Raw genomic sequence first — 20,442 nt, forward strand, 5'->3', positions numbered from 1 at the left:
ACGCGGGAGGTAACACAATGAAAAACATAAATTGGGCAATTCTGGGAACAGGCGTTGTCGCCAATGAAATGGCATCCGCATTGAAAAATGCCGGGAAAAAAGTCTACGCTGTCGGCAACCGCACTTACAGTAAAGCGGTATTGTTTGCAGAAAAATATGGTATAGAGCATATCTATGAAAATTATCATGATATGTTCCATGATGATAAGGTGGATATCATCTACATAACCACTCCGCATAATACCCATATCAATTTTCTCAGGGAAGCTCTTGCCGCGGGCAAGCATGTTTTATGTGAAAAATCAATTACGCTTAATTCCGCTGAACTGCGTGAGGCAGTGGAGCTGGCTGAAAAAAACAAGGTCATTCTCGGTGAAGCTATGACGATCTATCATATGCCCCTTTATAAAAAATTAGCAAATATGTACAAAACCGGAGAGTTTGGCCGGGTAAATCTCATCCAGCTTAATTTTGGCAGCTTCAAAGAATATAATATGGAAAACAGATTTTTCAATAAAAATCTGGCCGGCGGCGCCATGTTGGACATAGGTGTTTATGCCCTTTCGCTTGCACGAATATTTTTGGCATCAAAACCTGACAAAATTATATCCCAAGTTCGTTATGCCCCCACAGGTGTCGATGAAAAGGCCGGGATAGTCATGACAAACGCAGAGGGGGAAATGGCAGTGATTTCCTTATCTCTGCATTCTAAGCAGCCTAAAAGGGCAGTGATTTCCTGTGAGAAATGCTATATAGAAATCATGGAATATCCGCGTGCCTGCGAAGCGGTCATCGTCGATGCACAATCCGGTGAAAAAACAATGATCAGAGAAGGGGACAGACAACGTGCTCTGCAATATGAAATGGAAGATATGGAAGAAGCTGTAAAGGGTGATTTTCAAATACTGCGTCTTAGTGACACTATTGATGTTATGAATATGATGTCAGGAATGCGTGATGAGTGGCAATTATACTATCCGGAAGAAAAAGATAAAAAAATCTTATAGACAGCACAGACATATCTGTATCCTGTAAAATTCTATTTAAATCTCTGAAAAAGCCTTACAATATACTCTGGAAAGCAGTATAATGGTTGCATGAATCCGATGATGCTCAAAAGCCCTGAAAATAATAAAATTCTATATAAATTTATCATTATATATAAAGAAAAAACTATCTTTATATGGTAAAATAGTGTATAAAATATAATTTTTTGAAAAGGATAGGGATAATATGAACAAAGCAGACTTAGTTACTGAAGTATCACAAAAAATGGAGACTACTAAAAAAGATGCAGAAATAGCGTTAAATGCGGTTCTGGCAACCATTGAAGAATCCCTTGTGAAAGGCGACAATGTCCAGCTTATCGGCTTCGGCACTTTTGAAGTGAAAGCACGTGCCGAAAGGAAAGGCCGCAATCCGCAGACCGGTGCCGAAATAAAAATCCCTGCATCAAAAACAGCAACTTTTAAAATAGGGAAAAAACTTAAAGAAAAAATAAATATTGCACCTAAGGCTAAAAAAACCAAAAAAGCTAAAAAATAAATTCGCATGCTCAGAAGAAAACTCCCTGCATCTGATTGTAAAATCAATTGCAGGGAGTTTTCTTCTTTTTATATTCAAGCGGATATTAAGCCTCTGTTTTATTGCGGTAATTTCAAATTCATATTACCATAATCATTTATTATAAAAGTACTTGCATGAATCGCCTTGCATTTTTTCTTTACGGCAGCCGCCTTCGATGCCAATATCGTAGAGGTAAGGCCATCCTTACCGGTTATTCTTAAAACGGCCAGAGAGACCGTCATCAGCGGGAACTTTTCTATCTGCCCATTCCTGTTGGCAGCAGCGATATATTTTTCCATTCGGTGTTTGGCCGAATAGAAATTTTTACTTTCCATATCAAAATTTTTTATGAGCATATTACATACTTCTGATATTTCATCCGCGGGAATAAACGCTATAAAATCATCACCGCCTATATGTCCGAGAAAAAATTTCTTCGTATATTTGTTCAGTGTTTCATGCAGCAGCCTGGCCGTTGCTATAAGCACCGTATCCCCTGATTCAAAACCGTAAACATCATTATATACCTTAAAATTATCTATATCGATGTAAATGACCGCGAAGGGTATAAATTTTTCCAAATAAGCAGCCAGGGTCCATTCTATCACATTATTCCCGGGCAGTCCCGTAAGCGGATTGGCATGGCGGGCACGGTTTATCTCCAATTTGGTGGTGACCTCAAGCAGTTTTTTTATAGTTACCGTTCCGTAGTATTTACTGTCTTTTACGACAATGATGGCATCATATGTGCATCCGTTCTGCCTGTTGAGCACCTGTTGGGATGTTTCTTCTATGGAGGTCTCATAATCAACAATCAAGGGTTTGTTATTCATCAGCAAACGGATGGGACGATTACTGTACAGCGATATGCCATATTTAGTTGCAAGATGCTGATAAAACATATTATAATTCAATATTCCTGCCGGAATACCCTCATCCACAATTATTACATCCAAAGGTTCCTGCATGGAACGAAGATAATCCAAAATAACATGTCCCATCGTTTCGGAAGAAAAGGTCGTCTGCTTAGATGCTATTTCACCGATAGTCATATTCAGCAGCGTGTTTAAGCGAAAATTTTCTTTTTCCCTGTTTACTTCACGAATATAACACACAATACTTTCTTCCAGTTCCAAAAGCTCCGGTTTTGGCCGTCCCAGAAAAAAACCCTGTCCATAGTCGACACCCAGCTCAATAAGAATATTCAGTTCTTCCTTGCGTTCTATTCCCTCTGCAATTATCTTTATATTGGCAGAATGGGCAAAACCGACTAAAGCTTTGACAATAGATTTTCTGATATGGTTTTTATCTATATCTTTTACAAGGCCGATATCAAGCTTTATAAATTGAGGCGCTATCTGCGCCAAAAGATTCAGCCCGCTATAACCTGCGCCCACATCATCAATGGCTATTTTATAATTCTGGCATTGATAGTTTTCCAATACAGCGCAAAAGGATTTATAGTCATCAACTGTTGTTTTTTCACTTATTTCAAATACTATATCCCTTTCATTCAAATTGCATTGCTGCAGAAATTTCGCCGTAGACCCTTGATGAAAATTGCGATCATATAAAATTCGCGCATCTACATTTAAAAACAATTTTCTACTGCCCAGAATATTTTCCACATTTTTTATGGCCAGGCTGCGGCAGAGATAATCCAAATGCCACAAGCATTTCTCTTTTTCGGCAAGTGCGAAAAGTGCATCAGGCGGATGAAGCGGACTGCCCTCCGGTCCCCGGCTGAGCGCTTCGTAGGCAAAAATCTCCCCATTTTTTAAGGCAACGATAGGTTGATACACTGGTGTTATAAGTTTATTTTCCAGAATCATCTTCAACTCGCCACTTTCATTCAAAGATAAACCTTCTCCTCCCGATTAGCTGGTACTCCGTTCAGTTTAAAGGATTTTTATTATGCGATTGTTATAAATTTGTTATTTATTTGATAAATAATTTATTTTTCGGCAGATTTCGCATTGAGGGAAGATAATACCGCCCCTTCAAAGTCGTGACAAATTTTTATCCAGCTTTTTAATAATGGAGAAATATATTTATTTTTATGATAGACAATATTGAAACTTCTTTTTAAAATAACATCACTGACTGAAAATACCTTCAGTTTCCCCTGCTCCAACTCAGGTCCGATTATCCTGCGTGAAATAACACTCACTCCCAGATCGGCAATGACTGCTTTTTTGATGGCTTCAGCATTATTGTAAACACCGGCGATTTTAATTTTTTTATTATGCGACTGCATCATCTGCTCGAACAGTTCTCTCGTCCCACTGCCGGATTCCCTGACAAAAAAATTCAGTTCCGCAGCATCTTCCAATGATATCTCTTTCTTTTCGAGAATACTATTATGTGCTGCTGTGATAAAAACAAGTTCATCTGCCATGAATGGCTGAACAATTAAATATTCCGAGCGGATTCTCCCTTCTACCATAGCTATATCCAATTCATCTTTCAAAAGCATATTTTCTAATTCTTTTGTGTTATGTATTTCTGATAATATTTCAGCATTTTTATTTTTTTTGCGCATTTCTTCCAGCAAATTTATCAGAACTGCCTCACCTATGGTCATGCTTGCTCCGACACGCAGACTGCATTGAACACCATAGCATTGCATAGTGGTTTCAATCTGCTTATTTAAATTCACTATATGACGTACATATATCAAAAGCTGTTTTCCTGCTTCTGTAATGAACAATCTGCGTCCCAAACGCTCAAACAGAACAGTTTTATAGTAAATTTCCATTTCATGGATAGCCAGACTCACTGAGGGTTGTGTCATATGCAGCCTGGCTGCTGCTTTTGTCATATTATTCTCGTCACAGACGCAGATAAAAATTTTCATATGTCTCAGAGTCATATTTTATCCTCATATCATTTTTTCTATTGTTTTTATCGAATTATATCATTTAAGCTATGGTAATACAAATTATTTATGTGCAATGCAATATAATATATTTTTTTAATATTATATTTTATGTAAAATTTTCTAGAAAAATAATAAATATTATAGTAATATATAAGATGTGGTTTTTCAGGTAATATGACTATTCCCGCCATGTAGAAATAGTCCATAGTTCATGCAAAAAAATCAACATTTTTTTTGCGGGCCTATTCGGGGATTTTCTTTACATCTTTCATTGTATGCTGTAATAAGATATTATGGGCAAACTTATTGAAAAATAAGGACGCAAAGCTATGGGTCTGTGCTGATAAAATATTTGCACTGATCGCCAGGCTGCATAAATTTATTTGTGCAGCTTTTTTCATGTGCACAAATTTTAGACAAACAAAAAATACTTATCGGAGGAGACAAATTTATGAAACGATTAGCTGACCTAAAAATTAAGTCCAAATTGAGCCTCTTAATCTTTTCAGTAGTGATATTTCTTATTATTGTAGGATATACCAGTCACTATTCGACTCAGATACTCTCAGAAAAACTCAATATCATGTATACAGACAGATTGCAGCCTATTCAGCTGCTAAATTCGGCCCGGGCGGAAAGCAGACGAAATGAAGCCATAACATATTCCATATTTGCGTCCAGAGATTCTGCCGAACAGCAGACATTGCTGGGGTCACTTGAGGAACATAAGAAAATATATATTGACTTTTTAGATAAATTTCAACAACGCACTCTCGATGAGACCGAAAAAAATGATATAGAAAAAATTAAGGCAGATACAAAAATATACCGTGAAGCATGGCAAACTGCTATTTCAATGGCGGTGGCTGGTAATCAAGAAGAAGCCATACTTTATTTCAAGAAAAACGCTCTTCAGCATCTGACTGATATCAATAAAACCCTTGATGATTTATCCAATTACGAAAATCAGCTGGCCGAACAGGAGAATCAACTTGGCAATAAAATTGCTTCTTTAAATGACAATATAACCCTGATAATAACTTTAGCAGCAATAATTTTATCGGGAGGTCTGGGATTGCTTATTTCCCGTTACATCTCCATACCGTTGCATAGTTTGATGGAAGAAGTTGACGAACTTTCTGCCGGAGATTTTAAAAATACTGCCGATAATTCACATTATTATAATGATGAAATAGGCAGCTTGGGAAGAGCAATGGGAACAATGCGCAGCAAGCTGCGTGAACTTATCAAGCAGATACATAATTCAGCTGAACAGCTGGCAGCATCTTCGGAGGAGCTTTCAGCAAGTGCCGATCAATCCGCACAAACCTCCGATCAGGTCGCAAATTCCGTTACAGAAGTCGCCAGCGGTGCGGAGAAGCAGCTTGAACTGACCGATAAGGCCAGCAGTACTGTAAAACACATTTCTGCTGCAGTCACTGAAGTCTCATCCAATACCAGAACACTCGCTAATTCGGCTGAGAAAGCCGCAGCTGCGGCCAATGACGGTGAAGCGTCCATCCAGCAGGCTATGGATCAAATGAAAATCATTGAAAATAAAACAAATGATACAGCCGCGGTTATCGAAGAGCTCAATGCACGATCTGCACAAATAAGTCAGATTGTTGATGTTATTTCCAGTATAGCCGGCCAAACTAATTTATTGGCTCTGAATGCAGCGATCGAAGCAGCCAGTGCCGGCGAAGCAGGAAAAGGTTTTGCTGTAGTGGCCGAAGAAGTAAGAAGGCTTGCAGAACAATCCCAATCTGCGGCAAAACAAATCACCGAGATCATAGGACAGATTCAGAAGCAGACGAACAGTGCCGTAAATTATATGAATGACAGCAAAAACGAAGTGGACAACGGAACCGTTGTCGTCGCCAATACCGGAAAGAACTTTGAGCAGATACTGTATATGGTAAAGACCATGACTGAACAGATATTGGCAATATCTGCATCAGTCGATAAAGTAACGCAGCATTCAAGAAATGTTGTTGATGCCGTCGATTCCATAGACACAGAAAGCAAAAAGGCTTCTGATGAGACACAGAATATATCAGCAGCCACTGAAGAACAATCAGCCACTGTGGGAGAAATAGCCTCAGCCAGCGGTAAACTGGCAAAATTAGCAGAAAATCTGCAAGCTATGGTTCAGGAATTTAAGGTTTGATAATATGCAAAACGCCCTGCGGATTATTTTTATCCAGCAGGGTATTTTTATATATTTTCTCAATGATCTTTTTCCTACGGCACATTTCTTCTTTGATCGATCAAAGGCTTTTTCTTTTCCGTAACACTGATACTCAGTGATTCTTTCCTTCAAACACCGCTGACTTTACAGTATAATAAATAATCTTATTAATCCGACAGGGCCGAAACATTATCAATTATGTTCGATAAAACAACAAGATTGGAAGTTTTTACCAATCCCGGATGATTTTTTATCCTGGACAGCAATGATTTCAGCGTACGTGCATCTTCCGTTATTATTTTCAAATAGTAATCAAAATCCCCTGTGATATAATAACATTCATTTATCTCCGGTTCTGTTTTTGCATATTCGGCAAATTCTTCACCGGCCGTAGTGCTGGCAAAGCGCAGAAACATGAGTGCCATCAAATGCTTGTTTATTTTTTCCGGATCCAATATTACTGTATATTGTTTTATGACTCCTGAGGTTTCCAATTTGCGCAGCCTCTCGCTGGCTGCCGGCATTGACAAGGAAATAGCAACACTCAAATCGGAAATTGTCATCCGCGCATTTTTTTGCAAATTCTTTAATATTGCTTTATCTGTTTTATCCATTTTCTTCACCATTAACCCTCTCATTTTTATCGCTGTTAAATATTGATGAAGCGGCAAAAATGAATTTGTCCATATCACAGTTGCCGCAGCGTTCCCCTATGCCATTTACTGTAGTATCAATGAAAAAAGCACCGGACTGTACGGCTGCTATTGAATTGGCCACAGCCATGCCCAGATCATTGTGCGCATGAAATTCTATATCTATAGACGTTTCCTGTATAAGCCTGCTGATCTGCTCATGCACGGCAAGGGGCGTCATAATGCCTACCGTGTCGGCAAATCGCACCCTGCCAACGCCAAATTGCTTTACTTTACGCACTACTGCCAGCATAAAATCCATTTGCGCTCTTGATGCGTCTTCCATGCCGACAGTAACTTCTGCTTTATTGCCTGTTGCCGGATAGACAACTTTATCTATTTCCTGCAGCAGCCAAGTCTCATCTTTCTTCAGCTTTTCGTGTATCTGCCTGTATGAGACCGGGATGCTTATATGGATTATATCAGCATTGCATGCAAGAGAAGTGTTTATATCATCGGCATTCAGCCTATTCCACACTGCTATGCGGGCATTATGGCAGACTTGCTTTATTTTCTTTATGATTTCCTGCTCACTTTTTCCGATGGCCGGGATACCTGCCTCTATCTGATAAACGCCTTTTTCATCTAACATTTTGGCCACAGCAATTTTTTCTTTATCACTGAACATAATAAGAGGGCTTTGAGTACCATCACGCAGCGTCGTATCAACAATATGAATATATGGAGCCATCATCTCAAACACGTCCCATCATTTCTACCAGATCATAAAATTCTTTATCTGTTAGCGAGCGGCACAAGATACGTGATTTTTCCTTTACTTTTTCAAGAATAGCAGCTGTGTCCAATCTGCGACAGCTGAGCTTGAGTTCTTTCAGCTTGACCTCCACAGCCTTCCTGCCCGATGTACTGCCTAAAATAATACGGCGCTTCGCATTGATGAATTCCGGTGGATAAGGTTCATAAAGCTGCGGATTTTTCATTATTCCGTCAACATGAATACCCGATTCCACGGCAAATATGGCATCACCTATAACAGGTTTATTTACAGGTATGGATATTCCTAAAACTGCAGATACAATCTTCTTCAATAATCTAAAGTTCATTTTTTCTCTCATTGGTACAATTCCTGCCAGATGAGCCGCCAGTAGTATTTCTTCCAAAGGAGCATGATCGGCTATTCCACAAAACGACGTCACCGCCTGCTGTCCGCGCTTATGCCATGCAAAAGCAAGCGCCGTTGCCTGATTGAGGGAATCGAATGGTTCAAAGGAAACTGGTTTTTGCTCGCCACTCCAATGTGTGAATATCGCTTCGATATCAAGAACAGACAGTCGTGTCAAACCAATAATCCGTGTTTCAATCTTTTTTCCTGATGCATTGTAAACATTCTGCCTGATCAGCTGTTTTTTTGCGGCAGCATATTCCTTTGCCGTTAATACATAACGATAAGCCCCTTTATAATGCCATATATCTTCATAGTCATTTATGCGCAGAATATATTTTTGAGCAGGAAGAACTGCCATATCGGCTATATTTTGCCATACAGGAACAGTCATTTCCACCGCATCTACAGGCAGTCTCTCCAGACATTTTAAAATCAGCTTCTGCTGCCACTTAGATGCAGTGTCCACATAACACAGAGTAGCATCTGTTATCATATTACCGCCTCCTTTTGAAGACAGGCACGAAGAAATAAATGATATTCGTGCAAATTTACAATGCCTTATCCAGAAATTCTCCGGCATTTTTTTTAGATATGGCAGCTTTTTTAACAGCATCTTCTATACGGTCATAAGTGATTATCACATCTATGCCGGCTTGTTCCAATCTCTGCTGTGGAGCTTCACCGATCCTCAAAGAAATAACAGCAGCACAATCCTTTATTGTTATTATTATTTTATCGATCTTATCAGCCTTATCATTACAGGTCTGTTTCCCCATGCAGTATCTCTCTACATTGCGTTTTTCAATAAAACGTACGTTGCTGCCGTCACTTTCATATATATAGAATTCTTCTGCCTGCCCAAAATGACAATCGATAAGCATTCCGCTTTTGGTGGCTGCCGCAAAACGATATGATTTGATGGGAACAGCCGTATTCTTCACTTTTTCTGTACATTTTCTATATTCTATGGACAGATCGTTGCCCAAAGTCCCCACAGCATCGGCCCGGCACTGCCTGCAATGATACATCTGTTTCATATGGATACCGCATTTTTTTCTCATTTCCATTATTTCCTTGTTGGAAACCAGCGGCATATCCTGAAACGCACTGTCTTTTACAGGTATAAGCTGCATTATATTAGTTATTTCACAGCCAAGTTCCTTTACCTTTTTCACCACATCTTCAATATGTTCATCATTGATGCCCTTGAGCATAACTATATTTACTTTGCACATTATACCGTGCCTTGTAAGATACCTCAGCCCGTTCAGCTGGTTGCCCAGAAGAATGCCCGCTGCGCTTTCCCCTGTATAGCGTACTCCCATATAATCAATATGTTTGTATATTTTCGCACCGATCCGCGGATCTATGGTATTTAATGTGACCGTTACATGTGATACACCGAGGTCTATCAATTCCTGCGCATATTGAGGCAGCATCAGACCATTGGTGGAAAGACAGAATGTCACAGCGGGATCAGCCTCTTTTATAAGCTGCAACGTTTTTTTTGTCTGTTCGAAATTTGCTAATGCATCGCCCGGACCGGCTATACCCACCACTGTCAGATCAGGTACCCGTTCTTTTACAAGCATATATTTTTCGAATGCTTCCTGCGGCGATAATATTTCCGTAGTGACACCGGGTCTGCTTTCATTGGGACAGTCATATTTTCTTACGCAGTAATTGCACTGAATATTGCATTTCGGTGCTACCGGCAGATGAATACGTGCATATTTTTTACTTCCGCAGGTATAGCAGGGATGCGTAAGAGTCTTTTCCTTCATTATCTGCTTTTGTTTTATGTCTATTACATTATCCGGCTGTGTATCTGTGGATTTTTTTTCATCGCTGCTGAAATACTTATTATATAGTTCGCTGCGGTAACTTCCTTCAAGCCTGGCTAAAAGAGTATTGGCTATATCGTCCAGCATTCTGACAGAACCTTCATAGCCGAGCATTCTGACACGCTGCCCGCCGACTCTGTCATGTATGGGAAAACTGCAGCGCAGCAAAGGAATTTTTGTACGCTCCTCAATACGATGTCCATCACCGCTGCCGATCATTATATTCGCTCCGCATTCGATCACAGCATTTTCGATAGCAGTGAAATCAGCATCATTTATGATCGCCGTTTTTTCCACAAATTGCAGCTTTGCCGCCTTTTCCATCTGTCCCTTTATATTTTCCGCAAAACCGCGGCATGCTGATCCAGTAGCACACACTACGGGAATAATACCATTTTCACAGCAAAGACTTACGATCCCTTTTACAAGATCCGGTTCGCCAAATATAGCTGCACGCCCCATAGCATTGTACTTATGCGAATCCACCATAGCATCAAGATAGCGTCCGCGTTCTTTGCGCAGGCTTTCCGGTACTTTTCCGCCCAGTTCCTTCAATTTTTGGACAAGAGCATCAACTGCTTTTATCCCGATAGGCAGATCAAGCCGGCAATAAGGAACATTATACTTTCTGTGCAGATAAACAGCGGGCGAAAATTCGTCGACATTGAATGTGGACAATTCAATAGTATATTTGGCACCGGCCATCTTGCTTATCACACTGAGCGGTGTGCCTCCCTTTGGCAGCCGATCGTATTTTTCAACATGAATACCGTCGAGATTGTCGGCTATATCCGGCAGTAAAATATAATCTATATCCATAGAATCTAAAAGATTTTTTAAATAACGTGTATCAGCCGGCGAAATCATGCCCGTCACTATATTTATCTTACCGTTCTGCATTGTGTCCATTTCAACATTCTCTACTACCGCTCTTATAGCACGGAAAAAACCGTCAAAATGGGTGCCCGCATAACTTGGTGATGAAATAGGAATTATTTTTGCCTTGCATTCCGGATGGGTTTCATAAAATCTTTTAATTATGGCCGCTGTATCTTCACCTATAGTTTCAGCCAGGCAGGTCGTAGACACACCTATCACTTCAGGATCGTACAAGCGGATAAGATTTTCCAGTCCTATGATAAGATTTTTTTCTCCACCGAAGACTGTCCCTTCTTCGGTTAGAGAAGAAGACGCTATATCTACCGGTTCGTTATAATGCGTTGCCATATGTCGTCTTATATATGTGCTGCAGCCTTGCGAACCATGCAATATAGACATGCAGCGGGCGATTCCGTACAAAGCAGTCACAGAACCAAGGGGCACACACATTTTACAGGGGTTTATGTTTAAGTTAACGGCATTTTCCATGACAGCCTCTTCCTTTCTCTCCAAAACAAATGTAAAGTATATCTCCTGCGGCAGCAATTCAAATGGCTGTCATATATTCCCAAACCGGGCTGTTAATACTGAGGTTTATTTCTCTTGTAAAATTTTCTACACCTTCATAACCGCCCAAAGCATGCTTTCTTTCATGATTATGATCGCAAAAAGCCACACCCAGTTTATAAGCAAGCGGCCTTTCTTTTACTCCGCCAACCAATATATCCGCTTTTTTCTGTTTTATAAAAAACTCGAGCTCCGCAGGATTGGCATCATCCAGTATTACTGTATCATCATTCACTATGCTCTGAATAACTTCATATTCATCTTTTTTCCCTGTTTGTGTGCCGACGACTACTGTTTCAATCCCCATTTCATTAAATTGCCTGATCAAAGAAATAGCCTTAAAACCGCCGCCGACATAAATTGCTGCTTTTTTACCTTCAAGATTAGGTCTGTATTTTTCCATAAATTTTCTGAGACGGAAGCCTTCATTTTTCGTAAAAGCCTCTGCCTTTTCCACCATTGAAGCATCGCCCAGCATATGTGCTACCTGCATTATGGAAGCACTCGTATCTTCAATGCCAAAAAAACTTACCTTCATGAATGGGATGCCGAATTTTTCCTCCATCATATTCGCCAGATACATCGATGATCCGGCACACTGAACTATATTCAGAGCAGCCGATGGTGCTTTTATAAGTGTCGCATAGGAAGCATCACCAGTAATCGTCGACACCACATCTATGCCTATTTTTTTAAAATAATTTTTTATCAGCCACATCTCTCCGGCCAGATTGAAATCGCCGAGAATATTCACACCGCTGTGCAGTGCCTTTTCAGACAGCTGATGAGGACTGATCAAACGCATCATTGCATCGCATGCCAGTTTATATCCCTGCCTTTTTGTACCCGAAAAGCCAGCCGCTTTTACCGGGATCACACGAATATGATATTTTTCGCCGGCCTTCCTGCATACTGCCTCCACATCATCTCCTATTACCCCGACAATGCAGGTAGCATATACAAAAATCAATTCAGGCGAATATTTCGCTGCTATTTCATCTATTGCCGCCATTAATTTTTTTTCTCCGCCGAAGATGATATCCTCTTCTCTGAGATCTGTAGAAAAACTGTTGCGATAAAGTTCACTGCCGCTTGACAAACTTCCCCTGATATCCCATGTATAGCTGGCACAGCCGATAGGACCGTGGACTATATGAAATGCATCTGTTATCGGGTTTAAGACAACACGCGCGCCGCAATACACGCAGGCTCGCTGACTCACAGAACCGGAAATACTAGCCTTATCGCAGTCTATGCTTTTGCTGCTGCAGCCAATATTTTTTACCATTATTGACTTTTGCCGCGTTTCTAAAATTCCCTCGCTCATAATCCACACATCCTTTTTCCAAAACACATCTGTATATTAAAATCACCGATAAATAAAAATACAAAGACCCCCTAATACAAATTAATACTTCATTGTATTAGAGGGCCTTCGATTCTGTCTATATTTTTTTATTATACACAAATTATTATAAAAACACAATAGTAATTCCTTGATAAACAAAAGTTCTCATCTAAGTGTTAAATTATTCAGCTAATATAAGCAATAAAAATGTCCGCGCCAATGACTAATCGCCCTGCTGCAGCTGTATTTTGTAACAGCAGTCAGCAGAGCGTTCAGTGCTTATCGATATAAAAAACGCCACAATGCTACGGAAGCGATAAGAAACCTACATGACCAATTCAAAATCTTTATCTTCTGAATCACGATCCTGCCTGTCAAGCAGTGTGTTTGAAATCATCTCAGTCAGGCGCATCGCCCCCCTGTAGCCGACGAGAGGCATATATGGATGTACATAACGATCAAGGATCGGGAATCCGGCTCTTACGAAAGGTACATCTTCAGCACGTGCAATATATTTGCAATGAGTGCCGCCAATAAGAAGATCAACAGGTTCATTTTTTATCAGCTGATGCAATTCAAATAAATCCGCGTTTGCTTTGGCAATACAATCTGTCACACCATATTTCAAAAGCATTTCCTTAGCCTTCTTAGTGAATTTTTCATCCGGCGTGCCCGTTATCATATATTTTGGCTTCATGCCTAATTCAAGACAGAAGGCAGCTATTCCTAAGACGGTGTCCGGATCGCCGGCAAGAGCGGCGCGCTTATCCCCGTAATATGCATGTGAATCTATCATTATGTCGAGCAATTGTCCGCGTTCTTCTTCAAGTTCGGCAGATACTTCTCTTTTACTCAAATGAGAAAGTGCCATTATATATTTATCTGTGGCTTCTATACCTATAGGCAGTGGCAGAGAAGAAAAATCTACCCCGCATTTCCTTTTCAACTCCATTGCCGGTGCCGCGCTTGTTATTTCTCCCAATGCAAGGACATGCTGTGCCCCGCCAAGTTCACGAATTTCATTAATGGTCGTACCCCCTTTGGGATACATTTCATAATGACCTGTGAGCGCTGAATTCATAGTCCCGTCGGTATCAGGAAACATTGTATATTTCACACCGATCATTTTGGCAATACGTTTTAATTCATGCATGTCGCCAGGATTTACAAATCCCGGAAATATGCCGACTTTTCCCGTTGCCGTGGTTTTTTCGTCACTGAGATATTTGATGAAGCCTGTCATCATATTGGCAAAGCCAGTTATGTGTGACCCCACATAACTGGGAGTATTTGTATGAACGACAAGTTTTCCTTCCGGTATTTCCAGCTGCTGAATCAGCGTCTTCAAATCGTCGCCGATTGTTTCACTCAGGCATGTCGTGTGTACAGCAACAATATCCGGATCATATATATCAAAGATATTTTTCACTGCTTTTTTCAGATTGCTGCCGCCGCCAAAAACACAAGCTCCTTCTGAAAATGAACTTGTAGTGGCTATGGCCGGTTCCTTAAAATGACGGGCAAGAAAGGTCCGGTGATATGAACAGCAGCCCTGTGAACCATGACTGTGGGGCATACAGCGATGCACACCGAGCGCCGCATACATAGCCCCCACCGGCTGACATGTTTTAGCCGGATTTACACGCAGGGATTTTCTGTTTACCAATTCTTTCGGTGTCATATCAAGCATAATTTTCATCTCCCATCGTGCCTTCCAAGGTTGGATGCGTCCTCCACGGAGGTGTCAGCATCTTCCATGCCGGGGCATAAATACTCAAATAAGTGTTTCTGGCAAAGGTTATTGCCCCCTTAAAGCCTGCATAGGGTCCGCTGTAATCATAAGAATGCAGCTGGTTGGACGGAACACCTTTTTTCTCAATCATATATTTATCCTTAATACCTGAATAAAAAATATCCGGTTTGAAAATATCGAGTACCTTTTCCGTTTCATAGTGATTAAAATCATCCACGGTTATAGTACCGTCCCCCATATCCTTGAACATTCCTTTATAATATTCCAGTTCTACATTTTGCCTGCGCAATTCATTGAAACGTTCCTTATCGAGTGCCACATGAAAAAATTCCTTGTCAGGCTCCACAGTTATCGTTTCTATATTTTTACTGTCGGCATCAAGTTTGATATTTGGCAGCACTTCACGACCTTCATAATCATCGCGATGGGCAAATTCATATCCGGCTATAACTGTTTTGATCCCAAAATCTTTCAAGACGTTCTGGTAATGATGTGAACGAGATCCGCCCACAAACACACCCGCTGTTTTTCCTTCAAGTTTCTGCCGATAAAATTTTCTTTCCTCTGCAATTTCTTCCAGTTCTTCCGCTATTACCTCTTCAGTGCGTTTTTTGATCTCATCGTTATCAAAATAATCGGCTATCTCGCGCAAGGTGCGGATAGTTTCATCGATTCCGACAAAATTCACTTTTATCCAGTCGATATTATATTTGGTTTTCATCATTTCTGCTATATAATTGATCGAACGATGACATTGAACCAAATTCAAGCTGGCTGTATGCGCATGAGTCAAAGCTTCATATGAACCGTCTCCGGTGAGCACCGCAATCACCTCATAGCCGATTTTTTTGAGGATGCGCTCCTGCTCCCAGCCATCACCGCCTATATTATATTCACCGAGTATATTGACCCGCAGACCTTTTTCCGGTATTTCATCTTTGGCAGACCCGATTACGCGCTTCATCAATCCGTTATTTGCTATATGATGCCCAGCTGATTGGCTCACGCCCTTATATCCTTCACAGCTGTATGCTATACAGGTCACGCCAAATTCTTTTTCCGCTTCGGAGGCAACTGAGTTTATATCATCACCGATAAGCCCGATCGGACACGTAGAACAGATCATAACTGCCCGCGGATGAAAAATTTCCACAGCTTCTTTTATAGCCTGCCGCAATTTTTTCATACCGCCGAAAACAATATCTGTTTCCTGCATATCTGTTGAAAAACTGTATTGAATAAAGTTTCGTCCGTCAGGAGAATCAGCTTTATTTCTTCTTGTCCCCCAGGTATAGTAACCGCAGCCGATAGGACCATGTGTTATTACTACAGTATCCCGCAGTGGGCCGAGAACAACCCCCTTGCAGCCTGCATAACAGCAGCCTCTGTTTATCATCATGCCCGGTACAGATCGGCTGTTGGCGGCTATTTCTTTAGGCACGCCGGTTTCATCCAGCTCTACGATATGATCTTTTCTATTTTTAAAAACACGGCCGGAATATTTATCCAGAATCACTTCGCGTGCATCCATTTTAATCCTCTCCTAACTGCTGCATTTCCACTTCCTGATATTGTCCCGTGCGGATATTATACCCACCGGTAACAGGCATCACAAATACTTTTCCGTCTCCGGGCTGATCTGTCTGATTTATGTCAATTATTGTTTTAACGGCAAGCTCTACCTGTTCGTCGTCAACAATGATAGAAAATGATCTGCGCGGTACAAGCCTGGTACCCTCTGAAAGATGTATGCCCATATCATTGGCCGGTACTTCTCCTTCATTTTCTACAATTACGTTTATAGCTTCCGCAGCCAGCGGTTTTTTCCCCCTGCCTACCGCTTTTGATACCGTAAAAGAAGGATATCCTGCCTTAGCCAGAGCGGCTTTTGTAGCATTTATTTTATTCATTCGCAAAAAGGCCATTATTTCTTTCATCTAAAAACCTCCTTAAAGACCGGCTTTGCCGGAACTTATTGTATAGGCTTCTTCGACTTTTGTTACAAAAATACGACCGTCACCAAAATTACCGTTTTCTCCTGTGCGTGCATTTTTCATAATTATTCTCACAATGTCTTCCTTATTAGAAGCCTCCGCAATAATTATCAGCAATTCTTTCGGCAATTCATCATAATGAACTTCTCCTACAACGATCCCTTTTTGCCGTCCACGGCCATATACTTCTTCCTTGGTAACACCGACATAACCGGCATCCAGCAATTCTGCCAGTACAGCAGCTGATTTTTCCGGACGTACAACAGCACGAATCATCAATAAATCGCTCATCTGCAGTCCCCCTGTAATATATTATTAACAGCTATTATTTTAAAATTATGCTCGTTACAATATTCCATTTCCGTTCAATGGTGATCAATTCGCAACGGTCGAAACTATCAATCCAGCTTCAGAGGGAATATCAGCACCCTCTGAAACAAGATCTTATGTTATTTATTCGCAGTATATATTAAAATATCAACATTTCAATTTCTAAGCATCCATCAAACCATGTTCCATCAGAAGTTGTTCCAAACGATCCTGTGAAAGTGGTTTCGGAATGACAAACATATCATTACCGTCTATTTTATTTGCCAGCGTACGATATTCATCAGCCTGACCACATTTTGGATCAAATTCGATAACAGTCTGGCGGTTTATTTCAGCACGCTGTACCATATTGTCCCGCGGTACAAAATGTATCATCTGCGTACCCAGTTCTTTAGCCACAGCTTCAACGAGTTCAGCTTCACCGTCAACTTTACGGCTGTTGCATATCAAACCGCCGAGACGCACACCGCCTGTTTCAGCATATTTTTTTATACCTTTGGAAATGTTGTTTGCTGCATAAAGAGCCATCATTTCACCGGAAGCTACAATATATATTTCTTTAGCTTTGCCTTCACGGATAGGCATCGCAAACCCGCCGCAGACAACATCACCCAATACATCATAAAAAACGTAATCCAGATCCTCTTCATATGCACCAAGCTGTTCAAGAAGATTGATAGAAGTTATTATACCGCGCCCCGCACAGCCTACACCTGGTTCCGGACCGCCTGATTCCACACATTTTATTCCTTCAAAGCCTTCCTTTAAAACCATGTCCAGATCTACATCATCGCCTTCTTCGCGCAGTGTATCAAGTACAGTTTGCTGAGCCAGGCCGTTCAAAATCAATCTTGTTGAATCCGCCTTCGGATCGCAGCCCACTATCATAATTTTCTTGCCCATTTCTCCCAGACCGGCATTGAGATTCTGCGTGGTAGTCGATTTTCCTATTCCGCCTTTACCATAAATAGCAACCTGTCTCATAACAAAACCCTCCAATATAATAAAGTATCCCCCACAACATCAACATAAAGCTTAGCCTTGACAAGTTTGCCGAAAAACAAAATCCCGCTGCAGGTTTATACCCCAGCGGGACATCTTTGTCCATTCACAAACAATATAAATATTGTTTGTTCCATATTTTATATCTTTTTTGTAACCTTGTTAAGTTTTCTGTTGATGCTGTAACTATAAATCATTGCTTTTATATTGTCAATAGGAATAAATTGTATAAATCCATAGTCATTTATCAGATAATTCTCTCTTTTTATTTTGCAGCAGTTCAATTTTAATAACCAATAGTTTTGAATTAAAAATTTAACAGCAGGTCCCTGTTTTATTCATATTATTTAGCTGTCTGTCAGAAAAAATTTTTTCAATAAAAATTATATATTTCTTTATAGCAGATAAGAAAAATTTTCAAAGAATAATATATCATTTTTTTTAATTATATTTTTTCTTAACAAAGAATCTGATATTCTTACAAAAACTTCTTTGCAAAAATGTCTTTCAAATACTTTTTTTAAGTAATTGCTGCAAATACAGTTTTTATCCTAAAAGTTGAAAAAATCCGCTCTATTGACATTTATGGACAGCAAAAGTACATTATTATTATAACGAAGCTACAAGGAGTGTTCTATATGAACAAAAAAATAGCTGTCACCTGCGACAAGGATAATCAGCTTACCGATTTTGCCAGTCTCTCTCATATAATTATTTTTGAGAATAATGGCACTGCATGGAAAATCCGCAAAAGATTCCCCTTTAATTTTTCTTCGATAAAAACAGCGCAGGAAATTCGTGATTACACCCGCAATCTCATTTTAAAACTTGATGACTGTAAGATAATTGCCTCCGGATCCATCAATGGACTTATCTATAATGTTTTCGACAGAATGAGATTTGCAATATTTGAAATAGACAGCCTTGATGACAATATGCTGGACAAGATAATTACTGATATTTACAACAGCCTTCATGATGTGAACAACAATGTTCCTGTTGCTACAGCCCCTGTAGAAACCACCGGCGGCATCTATTATCTTGATTTGATAAAGCTGCAGAACGCACATCCTGATATTTCTTCTAAAAAAGCATTGCGTGCTTTTATTGACAACAGCCCTTTTATCAGGCTTGATCTTGTTTGTTCGCACATTCCGGCATGGCTCAAGTCACCAGAATATGAAAAAAAATTGGATATTACCACACGAAACAGCGGTTCGTCTTTATTGGTTTCAATAAGTAAAAAATGCCTGGACTGATCTAAATAAGAGAAATGTATATAATAATTATTTTTCTCCGCAGCATTCAGGAGAACGGTGTATCTGATGCCGTTAATTTTCAATAATTCCAATCCAGAGGAGCAAACTATGGACATAACAACAAAATATGGTATTCTTTATAATTGCTATAATATTGCCCGGCATAAGAATGGGCAGGTGTCCGAATGCATTTGCCAGCAGGAAAGTCCTCTCACTATAAGTGGTACGATATATTTTCCTTATTACAGAGAAAATGAGCGTCGTAAGCTTTCACCTTCCATAAAATTTTACAGTAATGGCAGCGTGAAATCTCTTTATCTGGAGGAACAGACCATAATAAAATCTTCTTTAGGCAATTTTCCTGCAGAGCTAATCACCTTTTACCCTGACGGCAGTCTTTGCCGTGTCTTTCCGTTAAACGGCAAAATAACCGGTTATTGGAGTGAAGAGAGTGAAATTAAGCTTATCGAAAAAATGCCGTTTTCTTTTTTCGGCGGTGCTTTTTCAGCAAGACCTATGTGTTTTCATTTTTATGAAGACGGAAAGTTAAAAAGTCTCACATTGCAGCCAAGTGAACGTATATTACTGAATACCCCCGCCGGTAAATTGAAAATCAAATGCGGCTTTTCTCTTTACGAAGATGGCAGTCTTCGCTCGACAGAACCGGCTGCTGCCCAGAAAATATCCACAGCTATAGGAGAAATAACTGTTTTTGATCCTGACAGCGTGAATGTGAGCGCTGACAACGGCTCACTTATTTTCACCAAAACAGGTGATATTGCTTCACTGAAAACGACATCTTCAATCACTGTCACTGATACACACGGCCACAGTTTTGAAATAACCCCCATAAAAACAGTTCATCCGCTCAATGAAAATGCACTGCTCATACTGCCGCTGCTATTGAAATTTACGGATGGCTGCATAACAATAATACGCAGCGGACTGGAGCAGTACAGCTATCCCGTTGACCAAACTCATTTTACAATAATTTAATGCTCTTATCTGTT

17 protein-coding genes and 1 riboswitch are annotated in these 20,442 nt (G+C 40.2%); of the genes, 5 read left to right on the plus strand and 12 right to left on the minus strand.

Annotation, left to right across the window (positions count from 1 at the left end; genetic code table 11):
• Nucleotides 1-17 precede the first annotated feature (17 nt).
• Nucleotides 18-1,007: a Gfo/Idh/MocA family protein gene (locus I6758_RS13205; protein ID WP_196605707.1), complete on the plus strand. Its 990-nt coding sequence runs from the start codon at nt 18-20 to the stop codon at nt 1,005-1,007.
• Nucleotides 1,008-1,233: 226 nt separating this feature from the next.
• Entirely contained in the window at nt 1,234-1,545 is a 312-nt protein-coding gene (locus tag I6758_RS13210) for an HU family DNA-binding protein (protein ID WP_196605708.1), read from the plus strand.
• A gap of 98 nt (nt 1,546-1,643) precedes the next feature.
• On the opposite strand, the gene I6758_RS13215 is transcribed toward I6758_RS13210, so the two are convergent.
• Both I6758_RS13215 and I6758_RS13220 read right to left on the minus strand, forming a co-directional pair.
• A complete protein-coding gene (locus I6758_RS13215) occupies nt 1,644-3,422 on the minus strand; it encodes a GGDEF domain-containing protein (RefSeq protein WP_196605709.1) in 1,779 nt (592 codons plus the stop codon).
• Between the two features lie 98 nt (nt 3,423-3,520).
• On the minus strand, nt 3,521-4,438 hold the full coding sequence (locus I6758_RS13220; RefSeq protein ID WP_196605710.1) for a LysR family transcriptional regulator: 918 nt from the start codon (nt 4,436-4,438) through the stop codon (nt 3,521-3,523).
• Nucleotides 4,439-4,733: 295 nt separating this feature from the next.
• A riboswitch (cyclic di-GMP riboswitch) is annotated at nt 4,734-4,824 on the plus strand.
• A gap of 74 nt (nt 4,825-4,898) precedes the next feature.
• Here I6758_RS13220 and I6758_RS13225 point away from each other — a divergent pair.
• The gene (locus tag I6758_RS13225; RefSeq protein ID WP_196605711.1) at nt 4,899-6,617 is read left to right on the plus strand and encodes a methyl-accepting chemotaxis protein; all 1,719 of its coding nucleotides are present in this window, start codon (nt 4,899-4,901) and stop codon (nt 6,615-6,617) included.
• A gap of 188 nt (nt 6,618-6,805) precedes the next feature.
• On the opposite strand, the gene I6758_RS13230 is transcribed toward I6758_RS13225, so the two are convergent.
• The 10 genes from I6758_RS13230 to nifH form a co-directional block, all read right to left on the minus strand.
• Nucleotides 6,806-7,264: an Lrp/AsnC family transcriptional regulator gene (locus I6758_RS13230; protein WP_231038674.1), complete on the minus strand. Its 459-nt coding sequence runs from the start codon at nt 7,262-7,264 to the stop codon at nt 6,806-6,808.
• On the minus strand, nt 7,245-8,024 hold the full coding sequence (locus tag I6758_RS13235) for a beta/alpha barrel domain-containing protein (protein ID WP_196605712.1): 780 nt from the start codon (nt 8,022-8,024) through the stop codon (nt 7,245-7,247). Before I6758_RS13235 ends, I6758_RS13230 begins: the two co-directional genes overlap by 20 nt.
• A gap of 1 nt (nt 8,025) precedes the next feature.
• Nucleotides 8,026-8,949, minus strand: coding sequence for a homocitrate synthase/isopropylmalate synthase family protein (locus I6758_RS13240; protein ID WP_196605713.1), 924 nt, complete (start codon nt 8,947-8,949; stop codon nt 8,026-8,028).
• Nucleotides 8,950-9,004: 55 nt separating this feature from the next.
• A complete protein-coding gene (gene nifB / locus I6758_RS13245; protein ID WP_231038675.1) occupies nt 9,005-11,668 on the minus strand; it encodes a nitrogenase cofactor biosynthesis protein NifB in 2,664 nt (887 codons plus the stop codon).
• 58 nt (nt 11,669-11,726) lie between these two features.
• The gene (nifE, locus tag I6758_RS13250) at nt 11,727-13,073 is read right to left on the minus strand and encodes a nitrogenase iron-molybdenum cofactor biosynthesis protein NifE (RefSeq protein WP_196605714.1); all 1,347 of its coding nucleotides are present in this window, start codon (nt 13,071-13,073) and stop codon (nt 11,727-11,729) included.
• A 346-nt stretch (nt 13,074-13,419) separates the two neighbouring features.
• Complete coding sequence (locus I6758_RS13255) at nt 13,420-14,784, minus strand: nitrogenase component 1 (protein ID WP_196605715.1); 1,365 nt, start codon at nt 14,782-14,784, stop codon at nt 13,420-13,422.
• Nucleotides 14,777-16,378, minus strand: a complete 1,602-nt coding sequence (locus I6758_RS13260) for a nitrogenase component I subunit alpha (RefSeq protein WP_196605716.1) — start codon at nt 16,376-16,378, stop codon at nt 14,777-14,779. Before I6758_RS13260 ends, I6758_RS13255 begins: the two co-directional genes overlap by 8 nt.
• A 1-nt stretch (nt 16,379) precedes the next feature.
• Complete coding sequence (locus tag I6758_RS13265) at nt 16,380-16,784, minus strand: P-II family nitrogen regulator (RefSeq protein WP_196605717.1); 405 nt, start codon at nt 16,782-16,784, stop codon at nt 16,380-16,382.
• Nucleotides 16,785-16,796: 12 nt separating this feature from the next.
• Nucleotides 16,797-17,132, minus strand: a complete 336-nt coding sequence (locus I6758_RS13270) for a P-II family nitrogen regulator (RefSeq protein WP_196605718.1) — start codon at nt 17,130-17,132, stop codon at nt 16,797-16,799.
• 201 nt (nt 17,133-17,333) lie between these two features.
• On the minus strand, nt 17,334-18,155 hold the full coding sequence (nifH, locus tag I6758_RS13275) for a nitrogenase iron protein (RefSeq protein WP_196605719.1): 822 nt from the start codon (nt 18,153-18,155) through the stop codon (nt 17,334-17,336).
• Between the two features lie 656 nt (nt 18,156-18,811).
• On the opposite strand from nifH, the gene I6758_RS13280 reads away from it, so the two are divergent.
• Nucleotides 18,812-19,432: a Fe-only nitrogenase accessory AnfO family protein gene (locus I6758_RS13280; protein ID WP_196605720.1), complete on the plus strand. Its 621-nt coding sequence runs from the start codon at nt 18,812-18,814 to the stop codon at nt 19,430-19,432.
• A gap of 108 nt (nt 19,433-19,540) precedes the next feature.
• Nucleotides 19,541-20,428 (plus strand): hypothetical protein, encoded by an 888-nt coding sequence (locus I6758_RS13285; protein WP_196605721.1) that lies wholly within the window; start codon nt 19,541-19,543, stop codon nt 20,426-20,428.
• The last annotated feature ends 14 nt before the right edge of the window (nt 20,429-20,442 follow it).

Source organism: Pectinatus haikarae (assembly GCF_015732185.1).
GTDB lineage: Bacteria > Bacillota > Negativicutes > Selenomonadales > Selenomonadaceae > Pectinatus > Pectinatus haikarae.

Coding starts and splice junctions, on each gene's coding strand:
- I6758_RS13205 (WP_196605707.1), top strand. CDS start 18: ATGAAAAACATAAATTGGGCAATTCTGGGAACAGGCGTTGTCGCCAAT.
- I6758_RS13210 (WP_196605708.1), top strand. CDS start 1,234: ATGAACAAAGCAGACTTAGTTACTGAAGTATCACAAAAAATGGAGACT.
- I6758_RS13220 (WP_196605710.1), bottom strand. CDS start 4,438: ATGACTCTGAGACATATGAAAATTTTTATCTGCGTCTGTGACGAGAAT.
- I6758_RS13225 (WP_196605711.1), top strand. CDS start 4,899: ATGAAACGATTAGCTGACCTAAAAATTAAGTCCAAATTGAGCCTCTTA.
- I6758_RS13230 (WP_231038674.1), bottom strand. CDS start 7,264: ATGGTGAAGAAAATGGATAAAACAGATAAAGCAATATTAAAGAATTTG.
- I6758_RS13235 (WP_196605712.1), bottom strand. CDS start 8,024: ATGATGGCTCCATATATTCATATTGTTGATACGACGCTGCGTGATGGT.
- I6758_RS13240 (WP_196605713.1), bottom strand. CDS start 8,949: ATGATAACAGATGCTACTCTGTGTTATGTGGACACTGCATCTAAGTGG.
- nifB (WP_231038675.1), bottom strand. CDS start 11,668: ATGGAAAATGCCGTTAACTTAAACATAAACCCCTGTAAAATGTGTGTG.
- nifE (WP_196605714.1), bottom strand. CDS start 13,073: ATGAGCGAGGGAATTTTAGAAACGCGGCAAAAGTCAATAATGGTAAAA.
- I6758_RS13255 (WP_196605715.1), bottom strand. CDS start 14,784: ATGCTTGATATGACACCGAAAGAATTGGTAAACAGAAAATCCCTGCGT.
- I6758_RS13260 (WP_196605716.1), bottom strand. CDS start 16,378: ATGGATGCACGCGAAGTGATTCTGGATAAATATTCCGGCCGTGTTTTT.
- I6758_RS13265 (WP_196605717.1), bottom strand. CDS start 16,784: ATGAAAGAAATAATGGCCTTTTTGCGAATGAATAAAATAAATGCTACA.
- I6758_RS13270 (WP_196605718.1), bottom strand. CDS start 17,132: ATGAGCGATTTATTGATGATTCGTGCTGTTGTACGTCCGGAAAAATCA.
- nifH (WP_196605719.1), bottom strand. CDS start 18,155: ATGAGACAGGTTGCTATTTATGGTAAAGGCGGAATAGGAAAATCGACT.
- I6758_RS13280 (WP_196605720.1), top strand. CDS start 18,812: ATGAACAAAAAAATAGCTGTCACCTGCGACAAGGATAATCAGCTTACC.
- I6758_RS13285 (WP_196605721.1), top strand. CDS start 19,541: ATGGACATAACAACAAAATATGGTATTCTTTATAATTGCTATAATATT.